At 64.3% G+C, this 16,336-nt stretch carries 16 protein-coding genes and 1 pseudogene; 8 read left to right on the top strand and 9 right to left on the bottom strand.

Annotated features, from left to right (window positions below):
- Positions 1-494: pseudogene (locus D3227_RS29420) on the top strand (IS5 family transposase); the annotation flags it as partial.
- Between the two features lie 202 nt (positions 495-696).
- On the opposite strand, the gene D3227_RS29415 reads toward D3227_RS29420, so the two are convergent.
- The 6 genes from D3227_RS29415 to D3227_RS29390 all read right to left on the bottom strand — a co-directional run bounded on the left by D3227_RS29415 (position 697) and on the right by D3227_RS29390 (position 6,530).
- Positions 697-924 (bottom strand): hypothetical protein, encoded by a 228-nt coding sequence (locus D3227_RS29415; RefSeq protein ID WP_120017736.1) that lies wholly within the window; start codon positions 922-924, stop codon positions 697-699.
- A 63-nt stretch (positions 925-987) separates the two neighbouring features.
- Entirely contained in the window at positions 988-1,572 is a 585-nt protein-coding gene (locus tag D3227_RS29410; protein ID WP_120017731.1) for a sarcosine oxidase subunit gamma, read from the bottom strand.
- Entirely contained in the window at positions 1,565-4,558 is a 2,994-nt protein-coding gene (locus tag D3227_RS29405; protein WP_120017730.1) for a sarcosine oxidase subunit alpha, read from the bottom strand. The genes D3227_RS29410 and D3227_RS29405 overlap by 8 nt, the downstream gene beginning before the upstream one ends.
- On the bottom strand, positions 4,555-4,851 hold the full coding sequence (locus D3227_RS29400; RefSeq protein ID WP_120017729.1) for a sarcosine oxidase subunit delta: 297 nt from the start codon (positions 4,849-4,851) through the stop codon (positions 4,555-4,557). The genes D3227_RS29405 and D3227_RS29400 overlap by 4 nt, the downstream gene beginning before the upstream one ends.
- 12 nt (positions 4,852-4,863) lie before the next feature.
- A complete protein-coding gene (locus D3227_RS29395; protein ID WP_120017728.1) occupies positions 4,864-5,277 on the bottom strand; it encodes a hypothetical protein in 414 nt (137 codons plus the stop codon).
- The gene (locus tag D3227_RS29390; RefSeq protein ID WP_120017727.1) at positions 5,277-6,530 is read right to left on the bottom strand and encodes a sarcosine oxidase subunit beta; all 1,254 of its coding nucleotides are present in this window, start codon (positions 6,528-6,530) and stop codon (positions 5,277-5,279) included. Before D3227_RS29390 ends, D3227_RS29395 begins: the two co-directional genes overlap by 1 nt.
- Positions 6,531-6,807: 277 nt before the next feature.
- Between D3227_RS29390 and D3227_RS29385 the strand changes: the two genes are divergently transcribed.
- The 7 genes from D3227_RS29385 (at position 6,808) to D3227_RS29355 (ending at position 12,357) form a co-directional block, all read left to right on the top strand.
- Entirely contained in the window at positions 6,808-7,566 is a 759-nt protein-coding gene (locus tag D3227_RS29385) for an SDR family oxidoreductase (RefSeq protein ID WP_120017735.1), read from the top strand.
- A gap of 111 nt (positions 7,567-7,677) precedes the next feature.
- The gene (locus D3227_RS29380; protein ID WP_120017726.1) at positions 7,678-8,064 is read left to right on the top strand and encodes an SET domain-containing protein; all 387 of its coding nucleotides are present in this window, start codon (positions 7,678-7,680) and stop codon (positions 8,062-8,064) included.
- A gap of 179 nt (positions 8,065-8,243) precedes the next feature.
- Entirely contained in the window at positions 8,244-8,507 is a 264-nt protein-coding gene (gene rpsU, locus D3227_RS29375) for a 30S ribosomal protein S21 (RefSeq protein WP_008874389.1), read from the top strand.
- Positions 8,508-8,700: 193 nt separating this feature from the next.
- A complete protein-coding gene (locus D3227_RS29370) occupies positions 8,701-9,555 on the top strand; it encodes a tetratricopeptide repeat protein (RefSeq protein WP_120017725.1) in 855 nt (284 codons plus the stop codon).
- A gap of 189 nt (positions 9,556-9,744) precedes the next feature.
- Positions 9,745-10,218 (top strand): DUF992 domain-containing protein, encoded by a 474-nt coding sequence (locus D3227_RS29365; RefSeq protein ID WP_120017724.1) that lies wholly within the window; start codon positions 9,745-9,747, stop codon positions 10,216-10,218.
- A 73-nt stretch (positions 10,219-10,291) separates the two neighbouring features.
- A complete protein-coding gene (locus D3227_RS29360) occupies positions 10,292-10,774 on the top strand; it encodes a DUF992 domain-containing protein (RefSeq protein ID WP_120017723.1) in 483 nt (160 codons plus the stop codon).
- 146 nt (positions 10,775-10,920) lie between these two features.
- On the top strand, positions 10,921-12,357 hold the full coding sequence (locus tag D3227_RS29355) for an MFS transporter (protein WP_120017722.1): 1,437 nt from the start codon (positions 10,921-10,923) through the stop codon (positions 12,355-12,357).
- Between the two features lie 4 nt (positions 12,358-12,361).
- Here the strand turns inward: D3227_RS29355 and coaBC are convergent, their stop codons facing one another.
- From coaBC to ubiE, 3 genes are all read right to left on the bottom strand, one after another.
- Positions 12,362-13,846 carry a bifunctional phosphopantothenoylcysteine decarboxylase/phosphopantothenate--cysteine ligase CoaBC gene (gene coaBC, locus D3227_RS29350; protein ID WP_208646471.1) on the bottom strand — a complete coding sequence of 495 codons (1,485 nt, stop codon included), beginning with the start codon at positions 13,844-13,846 and terminating at the stop codon, positions 12,362-12,364.
- Positions 13,847-13,924: 78 nt separating this feature from the next.
- Complete coding sequence (ubiB, locus tag D3227_RS29345) at positions 13,925-15,499, bottom strand: 2-polyprenylphenol 6-hydroxylase (RefSeq protein ID WP_120017720.1); 1,575 nt, start codon at positions 15,497-15,499, stop codon at positions 13,925-13,927.
- A gap of 13 nt (positions 15,500-15,512) precedes the next feature.
- Positions 15,513-16,289: a bifunctional demethylmenaquinone methyltransferase/2-methoxy-6-polyprenyl-1,4-benzoquinol methylase UbiE gene (gene ubiE, locus D3227_RS29340; RefSeq protein WP_120017719.1), complete on the bottom strand. Its 777-nt coding sequence runs from the start codon at positions 16,287-16,289 to the stop codon at positions 15,513-15,515.
- Positions 16,290-16,336 lie beyond the last annotated feature (47 nt).

Raw genomic sequence — 16,336 nt, 5'->3', positions numbered from 1 at the left:
GACATGGAATACGCCATGGTTGATGCCACCATCGTCAAGGTCCACCGCCATGGACAGGGCGCAAAAGGGGGACTCAAAGCCAGGCCATCGGCCGCTCCAAAGGCGGCATGACAACCAAAATCCTGGCACTCACCGATGCACTTGGCAATCTTGTGCGCTTTGTTCTTTTGCCCGGCCAGCGGTTCGATACGGTGGGTGTCGCACCGCTCATCGATGGTGTCTGTTTCGGCGGCTTAATCGCCGACAAGGCCTTCGACAGCAACACCATCATTGCCGACCTCAATGAGCGTGGCGCCAAGATCGTTATTTCACAGCACTCACGTCGGACTTTTCCTCTGCCGCTCGACAAGGAACTCTACAAATGGCGCCACCTGATTGAGAATTTCTTCTGCAAACTCAAGGAATTCAAGCGTATCGCCATGCGAGCTGACAAAACCGACCAGAGCTTCGCAGCCTTCATCAATCTTGCTGCTGCCGTCATAAACTCACGATGAATCTCAACAAGCCTTAAAGCATGATCCCGAAAAGTGGGAACCGGTTTTCGGGATCATGCTCAGGCAAAAGATATGATACCGCTGCGGCGGCGCTCTCCCCCCAAGGTCGACGGCGCCGTGACGGCTCAAACATGCGGATGAAGAAAAGGGCGGCAGGAGAACCTGACCGCCCGTTTTCATGTCGGGGCGCTGCCCTGCCGAATTATTTCTTGCGCTGCTTTCGCCCGGCCACAGTCTTGGCCTTGCCGGGTCTTGCGGGAGCGCCGGAGATGGAGGTCGAGGTGATCGATATCGGGTCGCTGGCCGGGAAGGTGTCCTCGAGGCCTTCCTCGAGTTCCTCCTCCGCGCTCACCACGTGATCTCGTTCGCGTTCGAGCGAGCGGACGGCCGGCGTCTTCCTGGCTGGCTTCGGCACGGGTTTCGACGGCATCGGCATTCTCCCTCGGTCTGAAGAGGCAGAACGAGCCTGCGCGGCAAACGTTCCTGACCTGCGCTACGCTGCCGCGTCGCTCGCTGCCTCCGACAGCAGAGTAAAGACATAGTCCGAGAATGAACGCCAGCATTCGACCCGGAAGGCATCCGCCGCACTGCGCAGCAGCACGATCTCGGATTTGCCCAGGATGGTGCGCGAAGCAGCACCCACCGGAAAGACTTCAAGCGACAGATCCTGCGGGCAGCCGCCATTGATCGCCGCGGCAGCAGCCGGACCGGTGACGCAAAAGGCGACGTTGCGATGCGAGATGCCGACCGCCGAATGCAGGGCGGTAACCTTGGCGCAATCGGCGAGCGGATCCTTTCCAGCCTCGTCGATGACCAGCCATTCGTCCGGCCCGAGCCACAGCGCAGTGCGGCCGGCCTTTGTCGCCGAGGTCTTCGGCTTTGTCGGCAAGGTCACGCCGAGCGCCTTCGAAAGCGCCGCCACGGAAGCTTCCGGCGCGCGCAGCGAGATGCGTTCGGCTGGCGGCATAACCTCGAGCCTGACGCCCGTCGCCGATACGCTGCGCCCGGCAAGCGCCGAACGGCGCTCTGCCGAGGACGACATCGCGGATGCATTGGTTTTCGTGGCAGCCTTAGCCATTGAGGCGCTCCCCCTTCTCGTCGAAGAACACCATGCCGGTGACCTCCACTTCGATCACACCGTTCGGCATCGGCACGTAGAGCGTCTCGCCCATCCGGTCGCGGCCGCCGGCAACCAGCGCCAGCGCGATCGAACGGCCGCAATTTTCCGACCAGTAGCTGGAGGTGACATGGCCGATCATCTTCATCGGGATCGCCTGCTTCGGGTCGGCAACGATCTGCGCGCCTTCTTCCAGCACCACTTTCGGGTCCTTGGTCTTCAGGCCGACGAGCTGCTTGCGCCCCTTGGCGACCAGGTCCGGCCGCGCCAAGCCACGAATGCCGACGAAGTCGGCCTTCTTCTTGCCGACCGCCCAGTCGAGGCCGGCATCGTTCGGCGTCACCGTGCCGTCGGTGTCCTGGCCGACGATGATGTAGCCCTTTTCGGCGCGCAGCACGTGCATGGTCTCTGTGCCGTAAGCGACCGCGCCGTGCTTCTGGCCTTCGGCCCACAGCGCTTCCCAGACCGCCTGGCCGTAATCGGCCGGCACGTTGACCTCAAAGCCGCGCTCGCCGGTGAACGACATGCGGAACAGCCTGGTCGGCACGCCGCAGATCTTGCCTTCGCGAACCGACATATGCGGCAGTGCCTCGTCCGACATGTCGATACCCTCGACCAGCGGCGCGATGATGTCGCGCGACTTCGGTCCCTGCACGGCAATCACCGCCCACTGCTCGGTGATCGAGCTCAGCCAGACATTGAGATGCGGGAACTCGGTCTGGAGATAGTCCTCCATATGGTGCATGACGCGCGGCGCACCGCCGGTCGTCGTCGTCACATGAAAACGGTCCGGCGCCAGCCTGCCGACGACGCCGTCATCATAGATGAAGCCGTCTTCGCGCAGCATGATGCCGTAGCGGCAACGGCCGGGCTCCAGCTTCTCCCACGGATTGGTGTAGAGCAACTCCATGAACTTGGCGGCATCCGGCCCGACCACCTCGATTTTGCCCAGCGTAGAGGCATCGAACAGGCCGGCCGTCTTGCGAACGCCGACGCATTCGCGATCGACGGCGGCATGCATGTCCTCGCCGCCCTTCGGGAAATACCAGGCACGCTTCCATTGGCCGACATCCTCGAACACGGCACCTTGGGCCTCGGCCCAGGGATGGATCGCGGTTCTGCGGGTCGGGTCGAACAACGGCCCCCGCGCGTGTCCGACGATCGAGCCGAAAGTGACCGGCGTATACGGCGCGCGGAACGTCGTCAGGCCGACTTGTGGGATCGGCTTGCCCAGCGTCTCGGCGGCAATCGCCAGGCCGTGCATGTTGGAGGTCTTGCCCTGGTCGGTCGCCATGCCGTTGGTGGTGAAGCGCTTGACGTGTTCGATCGAATGCATGCCTTCATGCACCGCCTGGCGGATGTCCTTGGCGGTGACGTCGTTCTGGAAATCGACGAAGGCCTTGACCGTCGTGTCCGGCCCGGCGCCGGGAGCTGCACCCAGCATGCCGCGCGACCAGCTCTCGCCGGCGTCGACTTTCGGCTTCGAACCCTTGGCGGCTTTGGCGCCTGCGTCCTTCGCCGCCTTGGCGCCGGCTGCATAGGCCTCGTCGATCGTCGCCGACAGCCCGTCGGTGCCGTTGCAGGCGCCGACCGAGACGCAGTCCTGCGCATAGGTGCCGGGCACGAAGCGCTTGGTCTCGTCGTTGAAGGCGACCTTGCCGCGCGATTGCGAAAACAGATGCACCGACGGCGTCCAGCCGGCAGACATCAGGATGGCGTCGACCGGGATAGTGCGCTCGCCGCCGCCATTCTTCGGCTGCACGGTCATCGAGTTCACCCGCAATTTGCCGCCGGCGCGGACCACCGCGCGGCCGAAATTGATCTCGATGCCGAGCGCCCTTGCCTCGTCGATCACCGGCCCGGTCGGGTTGTCGCGCAGGTCGACGATGGCCGCGACATTGACGCCGGCCTTCTTCAGGTCGATCGCCGCCGCATAGGCGGAATCGTTGGCGGTATAGACGCCGACATTCTTTCCGACCGCAACGCCGTAGTGATTGAGATAGGTACGCGCGGCGGAAGCCAGCATGATGCCGGGACGATCATTGTCGGCAAACACCATATGGCGCTCGATGGCACCGGTCGCCAGTACGACGTGTTTGGCGCGAACCTGCCACAGCCGTTCGCGCGCCAATTCGCGACCAGGGTTCTGCAGATGGTCGCTGACGCGCTCGACCAGCCCGACGAAATTCTGCGCGTAGTAGCCGAACGCCGTCGTGCGTGCGAGCACGCGGACGTTGGCCATGGCCTTCAGTTTGGCGATTGCACCTTGAGCCCAGGCAAAACCGTCCTGGCCGTCGATCCTGGCGCCGGTCTCGAAGCGCAGGCTGCCGCCGAACTCCGGCTGCTCGTCGGCAAGCATAACGCTGGCGCCGGTTTCGGCTGCCGCGAGTGCCGCGGCGATGCCGGCGGCACCGCCACCCAGCACCAGCACGTCGCAATGCGCGAAGCGCGCCGAATAATGGTCGGGATCGGGCCGGTCAGGCGACACGCCAAGGCCGGCGGCGGCGCGGATCTTGGGTTCGTAGAGGCTCTTCCACGCCGCCTTCGGCCACATGAAGGTCTTGTAGTAGAAGCCGGCCGAGAACAGCGGCGAGGCGATGTCGTTGACGGCGCCGACGTCGAAGGCAAGCGACGGCCAGCGGTTCTGCGACTGCGCGGCAAGCCCGTCATAGAGCTCCTGCACGGTTGCCCGCACGTTCGGCGTCTTGCGCGCATCGTCGCGCGCAATCTGGACAAGCGCATTGGGCTCTTCCGCGCCGGCGGACAGGAAGCCGCGCGGACGGTGGTACTTGAACGAGCGGCCGACGAGATGGACGCCGTTGGCAAGCAAGGCCGAGGCCAGTGTATCGCCCTCGACGCCGGCGTAAGCCTGGCCGTCGAAGCTGAAGCGCGCCGTCTTCGCCTGCTTGAGGCGCCCGGCACCGGGAATGCGGAACGCGCCGCTCATTTGGCAACTCCAGGCAACTTCGCGGGCTTCGGCTCGCCGGCCTTGTAGGTCATGAAGAACTTGTCGGTGACGGTGTCGCGCACGGCGTTGAAAAAGCGCGCGCAGCCATGCATGTGCCGCCAGCGCTCGTAGATGACACCCTTGGGATTCGAGCGGATGAAGAAGAATTTTTCGAAATCGTCATCGCTCTCGCCGGCCATGTTGGTCGAGCGCGCAATGTGCGCCTCACCGGCGTTGCGGAATTCAAGTTCCGGGCGCTCTTCCTCGCAATAGGGGCAGCGGATGAGAAGCATTGTGCTTGGTTCCTATAATTCGCCGTGGCCGACATGAGCGCCGGCCGGTTGGTCGCAAAGCTTCTGGCCGAGCGCCGCGAAGGGCGCGACCTGCCGGATGCGTTCCTCAATGCTTGCCGCCGGGCCGAACAGCTCGCGATCGGCCATGTTGCCGAAAGTGAGCAGCACCGGATCGGTCGTCACGATGACGTGGCGCGGCTGGAAAGTCTGGCTATCCTCAAGATCGGCCGGCCGGTTTTCCAGGAAGCTGACCACCTTCTGGCCGCTCCAGACGCAGGCCAGCACGCCGGCATCGACGGAAAACGGCCATCCGGTCTCGTTTTCGGCGCGGCTGATCGGCTGCACGCGCACCTCTTCGGGCGACGGAAAATGAAACAGGCCCTGCTCGCCGGCGAGGGGCATCGCGACAGCCATCTGCGCCATCATCAGTGCGCAACCGCTGCCGCAGCCGCCTCGTCGATTAGACGGCCGGTGCGGAAGCGCTCGATGGTGAAGGGTGCGTTGATCGGGTGCGGGTCGTCCTTGGCGATGGTATGGGCAAAGACATGGCCCGAGCCCGGCGTCGCCTTGAAGCCGCCCGTGCCCCAGCCGCAATTGACATAGAGGCCCGGGACCGGCGTCTTGGCCAGGATCGGCGAGCGGTCCGGCGTCACGTCGACGATGCCGCCCCACGAACGCAGCATCTTCATGCGAGTGAAGATCGGGAACATCTCGCAGATGGCGTCGAGCGTGTGCTGCAATATGTGCAGGCCGCCGGTCTGCGAATAGGAGACATACTGGTCGGTGCCGGCGCCGATCACCAGCTCGCCCTTGTCGGACTGCGAGATATAGGCGTGCACCGTGTTCGACATCACCACGCAAGGCACCACCGGCTTGACCGGCTCCGACACAAGCGCCTGCAGCGGATAGCTCTCCAGCGGCATGCGCACGCCGGCCATGTTCATGATCACCGAGGAATGGCCGGCCGCGACCACGCCGACCTTCTTGGCGCCGATGAAGCCGCGCGTCGTGTCGACGCCCATGACCGCGCCGTTGGCCGCCCGCTTGACGCCGGTGACTTCGCAATTCTGGATGATGTGGACGCCGCGTGCCGAAGCGCCGCGCGCATAGCCCCAGGCCACCGCATCATGGCGCGCCGTGCCGCCGCGCCGCTGCAAGGCGGCGCCCACCACCGGATAGCGGGCCTGCTTGGAGATGTTGAGCGGCGGGCAGAATTCCTTCGCCTGCTCCGGCGTCAGCCATTCATTGTCGATGCCGTTCAGCCGGTTGGCATGGACATGGCGCTTCAGCACTTGGATGTCGTGCACATTGTGGGCGAGCATCATGACGCCGCGCGCCGAATACATGACGTTGTAGTTGAGCTCCTGGCTGAGCCCGTCCCACAGCTTCAGCGCATGGTCGTATATGCCGGCGCTCTCGTCATAGAGGTAGTTGGAGCGGATGATGGTGGTGTTGCGGCCGGTGTTGCCGCCGCCGAGCCAGCCCTTTTCCAGCACCGCGACATTGGTGATGCCGTGCACCGTGGCGAGATAATAGGCGGTGGCCAGGCCATGGCCGCCGGCGCCCACGATGATGACGTCATATTCCTTCCTCGGCTCGGGCGAAGACCATTGCTCTTCCCAGCCCTTGTGGCCGCGCATGGCCTCACGGGCGATGGCGAATACCGAATATTTCTTCACGTTCTAGCCTCGCGCCAAAGGTCTCGCGGATTGCCGCCGGGCATTCACTCAAGCCCAGCGCGCGAGGTGTATCACTAGCGAAACAGCGCTGCCACCCTTGCGCTGTTTGCGACGGCACTTGCCGTTTTGCGCCGTGACGAAAAGGACGCATCTGCTGCTACCGGCCAACCCGCGTTGCGTTTGAGCCATTGCAGCTTTCGGGTGGCTCCGACCATCCGCATTTGCGACCAAGCATCCGATTGCCGGCAAGGCCGGCGCGAAAAAAGGGATGCAAAACATGATCGCACTCACCAACAAGGTCGCCATCGTCACCGGCGCCAGTTCCGGCATCGGCCGCGCCACGGCAAAACTGTTTGCCGAAGAGGGTGCCAAGGTGGTGGTCGCGGCCCGCCGCCAGGCGCAACTTGATGCCTTGGTCGACGAGATCGAGGATGCCGGCGGAACGGCCGTGGCGCTTGCCGGCGACGTCAGGGACGAGGCCTACGCGAAAGCGCTTGTCGAAGTGGCGATCGGCAAGTTCGGTGGGCTCGACATCGCCTTCAACAATGTCGCCGCCGTCGGCCAGATGGGATCGATCTCCGAACTGTCGCTGGAAGGATGGCGCGAGACGCTCGATACCAATCTCACCAGCGCGTTTCTCGGCGCGAAATACCAGGTGCCGGCGATGGTCGAGCGCGGCAGCGGCTCGCTGATCTTCACCTCGACCTTTGTCGGCCACACCGTCGGCATGCCCGGCATGACCAGCTATGCGGCAAGCAAGGCTGGGCTGATCGGACTGACGCAGGTGCTGGCCGCCGAATACGGCCCGAAAGGCGTGCGGGTCAACGCGCTGGTGCCGGGCGGCACCGACACGCCCTCGGCGACGTTCAAGACTCCGGAATCGCGTGCCTTTGTAGAGAGCCTGCACGCCTTGAAGCGTGTCGCAGAGCCCGAGGAGATCGCCCGCGCGGCGCTCTTCCTGGCTTCGGACGCGGCGAGCTTCACCACTGGGTCGGCGCTCTTTGCCGATGGCGGCGTCTCGATCACCCGGACGTGAAGGGTTTTCCTGGCGAACAGGCATATTCGTTGCCGCAGCGCAGACCGCCGGTCTTGCTTTTTCGGCGCGATTTGGCGATTCCGTTTCTCTGTCGAAAATGGGCAGGGACCCATGCTGCTGATCAGAACCTATGTCGCCCAGAGCGCAATCGAAGGCGTCGGCGTGTTCGCCGCCGAGCCGATCCGCAAGGGCGCCTCGATCTGGCGCCTCGATCCCGATTTCGACCGGCTGATCCCGATGGAAAAATACGAGGCGGCCCCGCCGCACCTCAAGGAATTGCTCGACCGTTACGCCTATCCGAGCCCCGATCGTCCGGGCTTCATGGTCTATGAAGTCGACAATGGCCGCTTCATGAACCATGCGCGAAGGCCGAACACGGATTTTTCGCGCTACGGTGGCGCGACCGCGATCCGCGACATCGCCGCGGGCGAGGAAATAACCTGCGATTACGGCGAGTTCTTCGAAGGTTTCGAGCAGCTTCACCTGGCCACAGCCTAGGGTGAAAACCCAATCCGGCGGCGACCGACCGCGGTTTGGCCGCTCAGCCTCATTTCGGCTGTGGACAGCGCGGCCTGATTCTGCTATCAGCCGCCACAATTCGTGGTGTAAATCGCCGCGGAGGCTCGTGGCTATGGCCGCTTGCCTGTTGATATCAAACCCGAAAGACAGGATTGCCCGTGCAGGTACTCGTCCGCGACAACAATGTTGATCAGGCGCTTCGCGCGCTGAAGAAAAAGATGCAGCGCGAAGGCATTTTCCGCGAAATGAAGATGCGCGGACATTACGAGAAGCCTTCCGAGAAGCGCGCCCGTGAAAAGGCCGAGGCCGTGCGCCGCGCCCGCAAGCTGGCCCGCAAGCGCGCCCAGCGCGAAGGCCTGCTGCCGATGACGCCGCGCCCGGTTGCCGCCGGTGCTGCCGGTGCAGCGCGTCCGCCGCGCTGATACCGCCAAGTTTTCGTCCTTTTCGAAGGATACCCAAGGTGGCGCGATGCGGAATCGCCGCCACCTTTTTATTTAGAGCGACGTGCGTCCACCTGGACCCACAAAGTTCGCTCTAGCACTTGCGACAATTTTCGACCCGGTTCGGAGAGGGAACGGACCTGACGGCGCGGCGGGCAGTGAGGACAGAGCAGACATGAACGCAATTTCCGTGGAGCGCAGAACCGCATTGCGCGGCTTCGCCCTGACGGCAGCCCTGCTTTCCGGCTTGGCGCTTGCCGGCTGCCAGACGGCCCCAACCGGCGAATTCAACAACATCGACAAGGCGCAAGGCTCGACCGAGAACATCTCCTCGCTGTCGGCTGTGATCCAGCGCAATCCCCAGGATCCGGAAGCCTACAATGTGCGCGGCTCGGCCTATGGCCGTGGCGGCCAGTATCAGGCGGCGCTGAAGGATTTCGACACCGCCATCCAGCTCAATCCGAATTTCTACCAGGCCTATTCGAATCGCGCCCTTATCCAGCGCTTCCTCGGCAACCAGGAGGCCGCGCTCGCCGACTACAACCGTTCGATCCAGATCAATTCGAACTATGACGCCGCCTATATCGGCCGCGGCAACCTCTATCGCAAGGCGGGCCGCACCACCGAGGCCTTCAACGATTTCCAGAAGGCGATCCAGCTCGATACGACCGATGCGCGCGCGTATCACAATCGCGGCCTGATCTATCAGAGCCAGGGCCAGCACAAGTTCGCCATCGAGGATTTTTCGACCGCCATCTCGCTGGCGCCGGACGCCGCCGAGCCCTACAACGGCCGCGGCCTTTCCTATCTCGCCATGAACGACGAGGACAACGCCTTCTCCGACTTCAACATGGCCATCAAGCTCGATGGCAAGAACGCCGAGGCTTGGGCCAACCAGGCGCTGATCTACGAACGGCGCGGCGACAAGGTGAGAGCCGCGAAATCCTATCGCGAGGCGGTCCATCTCGATCCGACCTATCAGCCGGCCAAGGACGGTTTGTCGCGCACCTCAAGCGCCAGCGCTAGCTAACCGGCAACAATCATCGTTCAGTCCGACCTTGAGCCCGCACGGACTCAAGGCTGCGTTTCGCCGCGCTTCGCCCGCCTCCGATAACGGCACGTTAACTCTCGCCATGTTCGCGCCAAGTTTTCGGCGGAACGCTCCGCACACCTCGATCGTTAATCGAGGCTTGCGAAATTTGCGAAAGGGACCTTCCCGATGATCAAGATACTTGTTTGTGCCTCAGCGCTGGCCACCACGGTCCTCGCCTCTCCCGTCAGCGCCGGCGCGCTCCGGCTCGGCACGCTCGATTGCACCATCGATGGCGGCGTCGGCTATGTCATCACGTCAAACAAGGGCGTTTCCTGCACGTTCCGTCCCTATCGTCACGGGCCGTCCGAGCAGTATACCGGGATGATCTCGAAGCTCGGCATCGATGTCGGCCAGACGCATCAGGGCCAGTTGGCATGGGCGGTTCTGGCAGCCACCCGCAGCCATGACGAAGGCGACCTCGCCGGCAGCTATTACGGCGTCAATGCCGAGGCCAGTATCGTGACCGGCGGCGGCGCCAATCTCCTGGTCGGCGGGCTGGACGGCGCCTTCATGCTGGAGCCGCTCAGCGTCCAGGCGCAGACCGGCGTCAACCTGGCGGTAGCCGTGGCCTCGCTCCAGCTGATCCACTCGTTCAAATAAGCGCATTTGCTCCCTCTACGTGCGGCGCGGAACAGGATACTGTTTCCGCGCCGCATGCTTTTGGGGGATTGCCTTGCATAAGACCATCATCGCCGCTGCCGCGCTCGCGGCCGCGCTTACGGGACCAGCTCACGCTCAGGACCAGGGCATCGAACTCGGCACGCTGGAATGCGCCATCGGCGGTGGCACCGGCTTCATCTTCGGCTCGAGCAAGGATCTGAGCTGCACCTTCACCCCGGCCGACAAGACCTTCGCGCCGGAAGCCTATTTCGGCGCCGTCAACAAATACGGGCTCGACATCGGCACCACCAAGCAGAGCGTGATGCAGTGGCTGGTGCTGACGCCGCTGAAGAATATCTATGCGCCGGGCGCGCTCGCCGGCGACTATGTCGGCGCCAGCGCCGAGGTGACGGCGGCGGTCGGCGCTGGCGCCAATCTCCTGGTCGGCGGCTCCTCGCAGGCCTTCACGCTGCAGCCGCTCAGCCTGCAGACGCAGACCGGCATCAACATCGCCATCGGCGTCAGCCAGTTCCAGCTGCGCAGCACCGCGAACTGACCATCCGCAGCTTGGCTGCGCAAGCGTCTCAAAAACCGCTTGAGCTCAACCGCGGTTGAGGTTCTACAAGCGCTTCCCGAGGGGCGGCACATCGTTTTCGACGCACGCTGCGAACCTTTCAACGGCCGGCAAGTCGGGAGAATGATGTGAGCAGTGAAACCAGCAACAGGGTCGATTGGCGGGCGCTGTGGGCGAGCGGCGATCTGGCGCGCTTCTGCTTCATCAACCTGGGCATCCTGCTCTATGCCACCAACGAGACGCTAGTGGCGACGGTGATGCCGGCCATGGTCGGCGAACTGGACGGCGTGCAACTGGTTGGCTGGTCGCTGGCGATCTACGAGCTTGGCGCCATCGTCGCCGGCGCCGCCGCCGGGCGGATGGTCAGCTATGTTCCGCTGCGCACCAATATGGTGGTCGCCGCCTTGCTCTACGCGGCCGGCGCCCTGGTCAGCGCCATTGCCCCGTCCATGCCCCAGTTTCTCGCCGGCCGGCTTATCGAAGGGTTGGGCGGCGGCGCGCTGGTGTCGCTGGCCTTCGTCTCGGTCGAGCGGTTGTTTCCACGCAACATCTGGCCGCAGCTTTTCGGCATCATGTCGGCGATCTGGGGCATCGCCGCTTTCAGCGGGCCGATGATCGGCGCGATCATGACCGAGCTTCTGTCCTGGCGCTGGGCCGTCGGTATCTTCACCCTGGGCGGTATCGCCGTCGCGCTGGCAAGCTTCATCGTGCTCGACACACCGGAGGCTACCCGGCCGCAGGCAGCCAGCGGCACGGCGCCGCCCTTCCCCTATGTCGCGCTGGGCTGTCTCGGCGCCAGCGTCGTGCTGATCGCCATGGCGGGGGTCGACATTGCCCTGCTGCGCTCGTCGCTGCTGCTAGGCTTCGGCCTGGTCGGCCTGATGCTGTTCATATACCTCGACGCGTTGAGGCCACGCTCGCGGCTGTTCCCGTCCAGGCTGTTCTCATGGCGCTCGCCCGTCGGCAGCGGCATGACCATGGTCGCCGCGTTTTCGGTGGCGACCATCTCCTTTGGCGTTTACGGACCGCTGCTCCTGACCAGCCTGCACGACATTCCGATCCTGACCACAGGCTATATCATCGCCGCCGAGTCGATCTCCTGGTCGATCCTGTCGATCCTCGTCGCCAACGCACCGCAGGAGCGCGAACGGCCGATCATCGTCATCGGCGCGCTGATGATCGCCTGCGGCGTTGCCGGCTTCGCCTATACGATCCCGGCGGGTTCCATCCCGCTGATCCTGTTTTGCGCCCTGCTGCAAGGCGGCGGCTTCGGCATCGCCTGGCCGTTCATGACGCGCATTGTCGTCGCATCGGCACCACCGGCTGAACAGACCATCGCCGCAGCCGCGGTGCCGACCATGCAGCGCATCGGCTATGCGGTCGGTGCGGCCCTTGCCGGCATCATCGCCAATGCGAGCGGCTTCTCCGAAGGCCTCGATCGCGAGACGGCAGCGAGCGTCGCAAAGTGGCTGTTCCTCGCCTTCGTGCCGCTCGGAATCCTGGGATGCCTTGCCGCGCTGAAACTAGCGGCGGCGACAGACAGGCCACAGGAAGCGATCGGCTAGGCTCTCAGACGACGATCGTCTTCAGCCGCTCGGCAATCAAGGCGGCGAGCCGCGCCGCCACCTCGTCCTTGCCCATCTCCGGCCATTCCTCGACGCCGGTCCTGGAGACGATCCGAACCTTGTTGCGGTCGCCGCCCATCACCCCCGAAGGACCGACGCCGCTTTCATGCGAGACGTCGTTGGCGACAATGAAATCGGCGCCCTTCTTCCTGAGCTTGGCCTCGGCATTGCTGATCAGATCCTGCGTCTCGGCGGCGAAGCCGACGACAAGCCCCGGCCGCTGCTTGTGATGGCCGACACCGGCAAGGATGTCAGGATTTTCGATCATCTGCAGCGACGGCGGCCCCTCGCCCGCCACCTTCTTGATCTTCTCGCCGGCGGCATTGGCGGTGCGCCAGTCGGCGACTGCGGCGACGAACACCCCAGCGTCGGCCGGCAAAAGCTGTTCGACCGCGTCCTTCATCTCGGCCGCGGTTTCGACATGCAGCGTGGCGACACCGGCCGGATCGGGAATAGTGACTGGCCCGGAGACGAGACGGACATCGGCGCCGAGCTTCGCCAGTGCCGCCGCGATCGCATGCCCTTGCTTGCCGGACGAGCGGTTGGCGATGTAGCGCACCGGATCGATCGGCTCATGCGTCGGCCCGGAGGTGACGATGATCCTGCGGCCGGCAAGCGGCTTCGGCCTGGTGTCGAGCAGCGCCTCGATGGCGGCAACGATCTCCAGCGGCTCGGGCATGCGGCCCTCGCCCGCCTCGTTGCTCTCCGCCATCTCGCCCTTCGCCGGTCCGACGAAGGCAATGCCGTCCTTGCCCAGCGTCGCGCGGTTGCGGCGCGTCGCCGGATGCGACCACATTCTCGGGTTCATCGCCGGTGCCATCAGCACCGGCTTGTCGGTGGCGAGAAGCACGGTCGAAGCCAGATCATTGGCATGGCCGTTGGCAAGCTTCGCCATCAGGTCGGCGGTGGCCGGCGCAACGACCAGAAGGTCGGCCTCCCGCGACAGCCTTATATGGCCGACATCGTGCTCGTCATTGCGGTCGAACAGATCGGTGAAGACATGGTCGGCAGAAAGCGCGCCGACCGACAGCGTGGTGACGAACTCCTGCGCGGCTGATGTCATCACCACACGCACCGATGCCCCGCGTTCGCGCAGCCGGCGGATCAGGTCGAGCGCCTTGTAGGCGGCGATACCGCCGCCGATGATGAGCAGGATGCGCTTGCCGGAGAGGGTCATAGAGAACTGCGTGGACCTTCGAGCGGGGCCACGTTCTGGCAGCTCAATATCGAAACCACCGTGTGGCTCGACCGAACGGCGGATTGCTGCGTAGAGAGACTCGCCTTGGGGGCTTTGGCCAGCACTGCCGATCACGCCTCTAGCCAGGAGGATCCTGGCCTCCTCTTCCATCGACACGCCCTTCGCGGCGGCGCGCTCGCGCAACGCTTGCTTCACGCCGTCATCAAGACTGCGGATGGTGAGGATTCCCATGGCGTTGCTCCTTGGCCCTCAACATAAGACAAGACAGGCATGCATGCAACGACAGCGATATCAATGCATTCATTGCAGTCAGAACGGCTTCCACGCAATATAGAGCAACGTCAGCGCGATCACCCACAGCGCCAGCCGGCCGGAACGGGTATAGCGCGCCTCGGCCTTGCCAATGGCGCGCGCTGTCGTTTCGTCGAAGCGCAGGCCGTGCTCGGCCATCAGGTCGATCTCGCGCGACAGCCGCTCGGTGCGGACGGCAAGGTCCGGCGCCTGCCGGGCCAGCGCCAGCATCGCTCTGGCGCCGTCGCGCGCATCGACCAGCAGGCCGCGCGGGCCGAGATTGCCGGCTATCCAGTCGCCGACCACCGGCTCGGCCGTCTTCCACATGTTGAAGGCCGGGTCGAGCGTGCGGGCGACGCCTTCGACCACCACCATGGTCTTCTGCAACAGGATCAGTTCCGGCCGCGTCGCCATGTCGAAGAGTTCAGTCACTTCGAACAAAAGCGTCAGCAGCTTGGCCATAGAGATGGTTTCGGCCGGCTGGCCATGGATCGGCTCGCCGATGGCACGGATCGCTTGCGCGAAGGCCGCGACATTGTGCTGGCGCGGCACATAGCCGGCCTCGAAATGCACTTCGGCCACGCGCAGATAGTCGCGGGTGATGAAGCCGTAGAGGATTTCGGCCAGGAATCGGCGCTCCTTCTTGCCGAGCCGGCCGGCAATGCCGAGATCGACGGCGACGATGGTGCCGTCGGCCTCGACGAACAGGTTTCCCGGATGCATGTCGGCATGGAAGAAGCCGTCGCGCAGCGTATGGCGCAGGAACGACTGGATCAGGTTGGCGGCAATCGCCTTGAGATTGTGACCCGCCTCGGCGAGACCGGCAATGTCGTTCATCTTGACGCCGTCGACCCATTCCATGGTCAGCACGTCGCGGCCGGTGCGCTCCCAGTCGACCGACGGCACGCGGAAGCCCGGATCATCCTTGGTGTTCTCACCGAGCTCCGAAAGCGCTGCCGCTTCGAGCCTCAGATCCATCTCGATCTTGGTGGTCTGCGCCAGCGTCTCGGTCACTTCGACCGGCCGCAGCCGGCGCGACGATGGGATGTACTTTTCCTGCAGCCGGGCGGCGAGGAAATAGCTCTCGAGGTCGTGGAAGAAGCGACGGCGCACGCCCGGCCGGATCACCTTCACCGCCACCGTGGACGAAACGCCCTCATGGATGGTCTCGGCGCTGTGCACCTGGGCGATCGATGCGGCGGCGACGGCACCGTCGAAGCTGGCGTAGAGCTCGCCGATCTTGCGTCCCAGCGAGGCCTCGATGGCGGCGATCGCCTCGGCCTGCGGGAACGTATGCATCTTGTCCTGCAACAGAGCGAGGTCGAGCGCCATGTCGTTGCCGACGACATCGGGCCGCGTCGCCAGGAACTGGCCGAGCTTGACGTAGGACGGCCCCAGCCGCACCACCGCCTTGGCCAGCCGGTCGCCGCGCTTGTAGGCAAGCGCGCGGCGGCGGGTGAACAGCCTGGCCATGCGCCAGCCGAATTTCGGCAGGCCGGAAAGCTCCTCGCCCGGCAAGGCGGCAATGACGCCCTCGCGGACCAGCACCCAACCGGCCCGTGCGAGCCGAAAGGCGGCGCCGACTGTGCTCATCGCTGCACTCGCCTCAAAGCTTCCAGCCCGAATGCAGCGCGGCAATGCCGCCGGAATAGTTGCGGAACGAGACGCGATCGAAGCCCGCGCGGGTGATCATGGAAGCAAAATTCACCTGGTTGGGGAATTTGCGGATCGACTCGACCAGATAGGAATAGGGCTCGCCGTCGCCGGTGACCGCCTGGCCGATCTTCGGGATGGCATTGAACGACCAGGCCTCATAGACCTTGTCGAGCAGCGGCATCTCGACCTCGGAAAATTCCAGGCAAAGCAAGCGCCCGCCGGGCTTCAGCACGCGAAAAGCCTCGGTGAGCGCCACATCGATGCGCGGCACGTTGCGGATGCCGAAGGCGATCGTATAGGCATCGAATGTGGCATCGGGGAACGGCAGTTCCTCGGCATTGGCCTCGACGAAATCAGTATTGTCCGACAGGCCTTTTTTCTCGGCCCGCTCGCGGCCGACGGTGAGCATCGAGCCGTTGATGTCGAGCACCGTGGCGTGCGCGTTGCCGTGACTCGCCTCGACGATGCGGAAGGCGACGTCGCCGGTGCCACCGGCAACATCGAGCACCTTCCAGCCAGGCCGTTTCGGCGGATTGAGCCATGTCACCATGGCGTCCTTCCACAGCCGGTGCAGCCCGGCCGACATCAGGTCGTTCATCAGGTCGTAGCGGTTCGCCACCTTGTGGAAAACGTCGTTGACCAGCGACTGCTTGTCGTCTGCCCCTACGCGCTTGAAACCATAGGAGGTTTCCATGCCGCCCGCGGCCGTGGTTCGCTCAACTGACATTATTTTGATCCGTCATAAAACCGGCGGGACCATAGCCGATCGATTGT

Origin of the sequence: Mesorhizobium waimense (genome assembly GCF_003601975.1) — a bacterium.
Lineage (GTDB): Bacteria > Pseudomonadota > Alphaproteobacteria > Rhizobiales > Rhizobiaceae > Mesorhizobium > Mesorhizobium waimense.
Note: the sequence above shows the minus strand (reverse complement) of the source record. Positions and strands in the feature narration are given on the sequence as shown.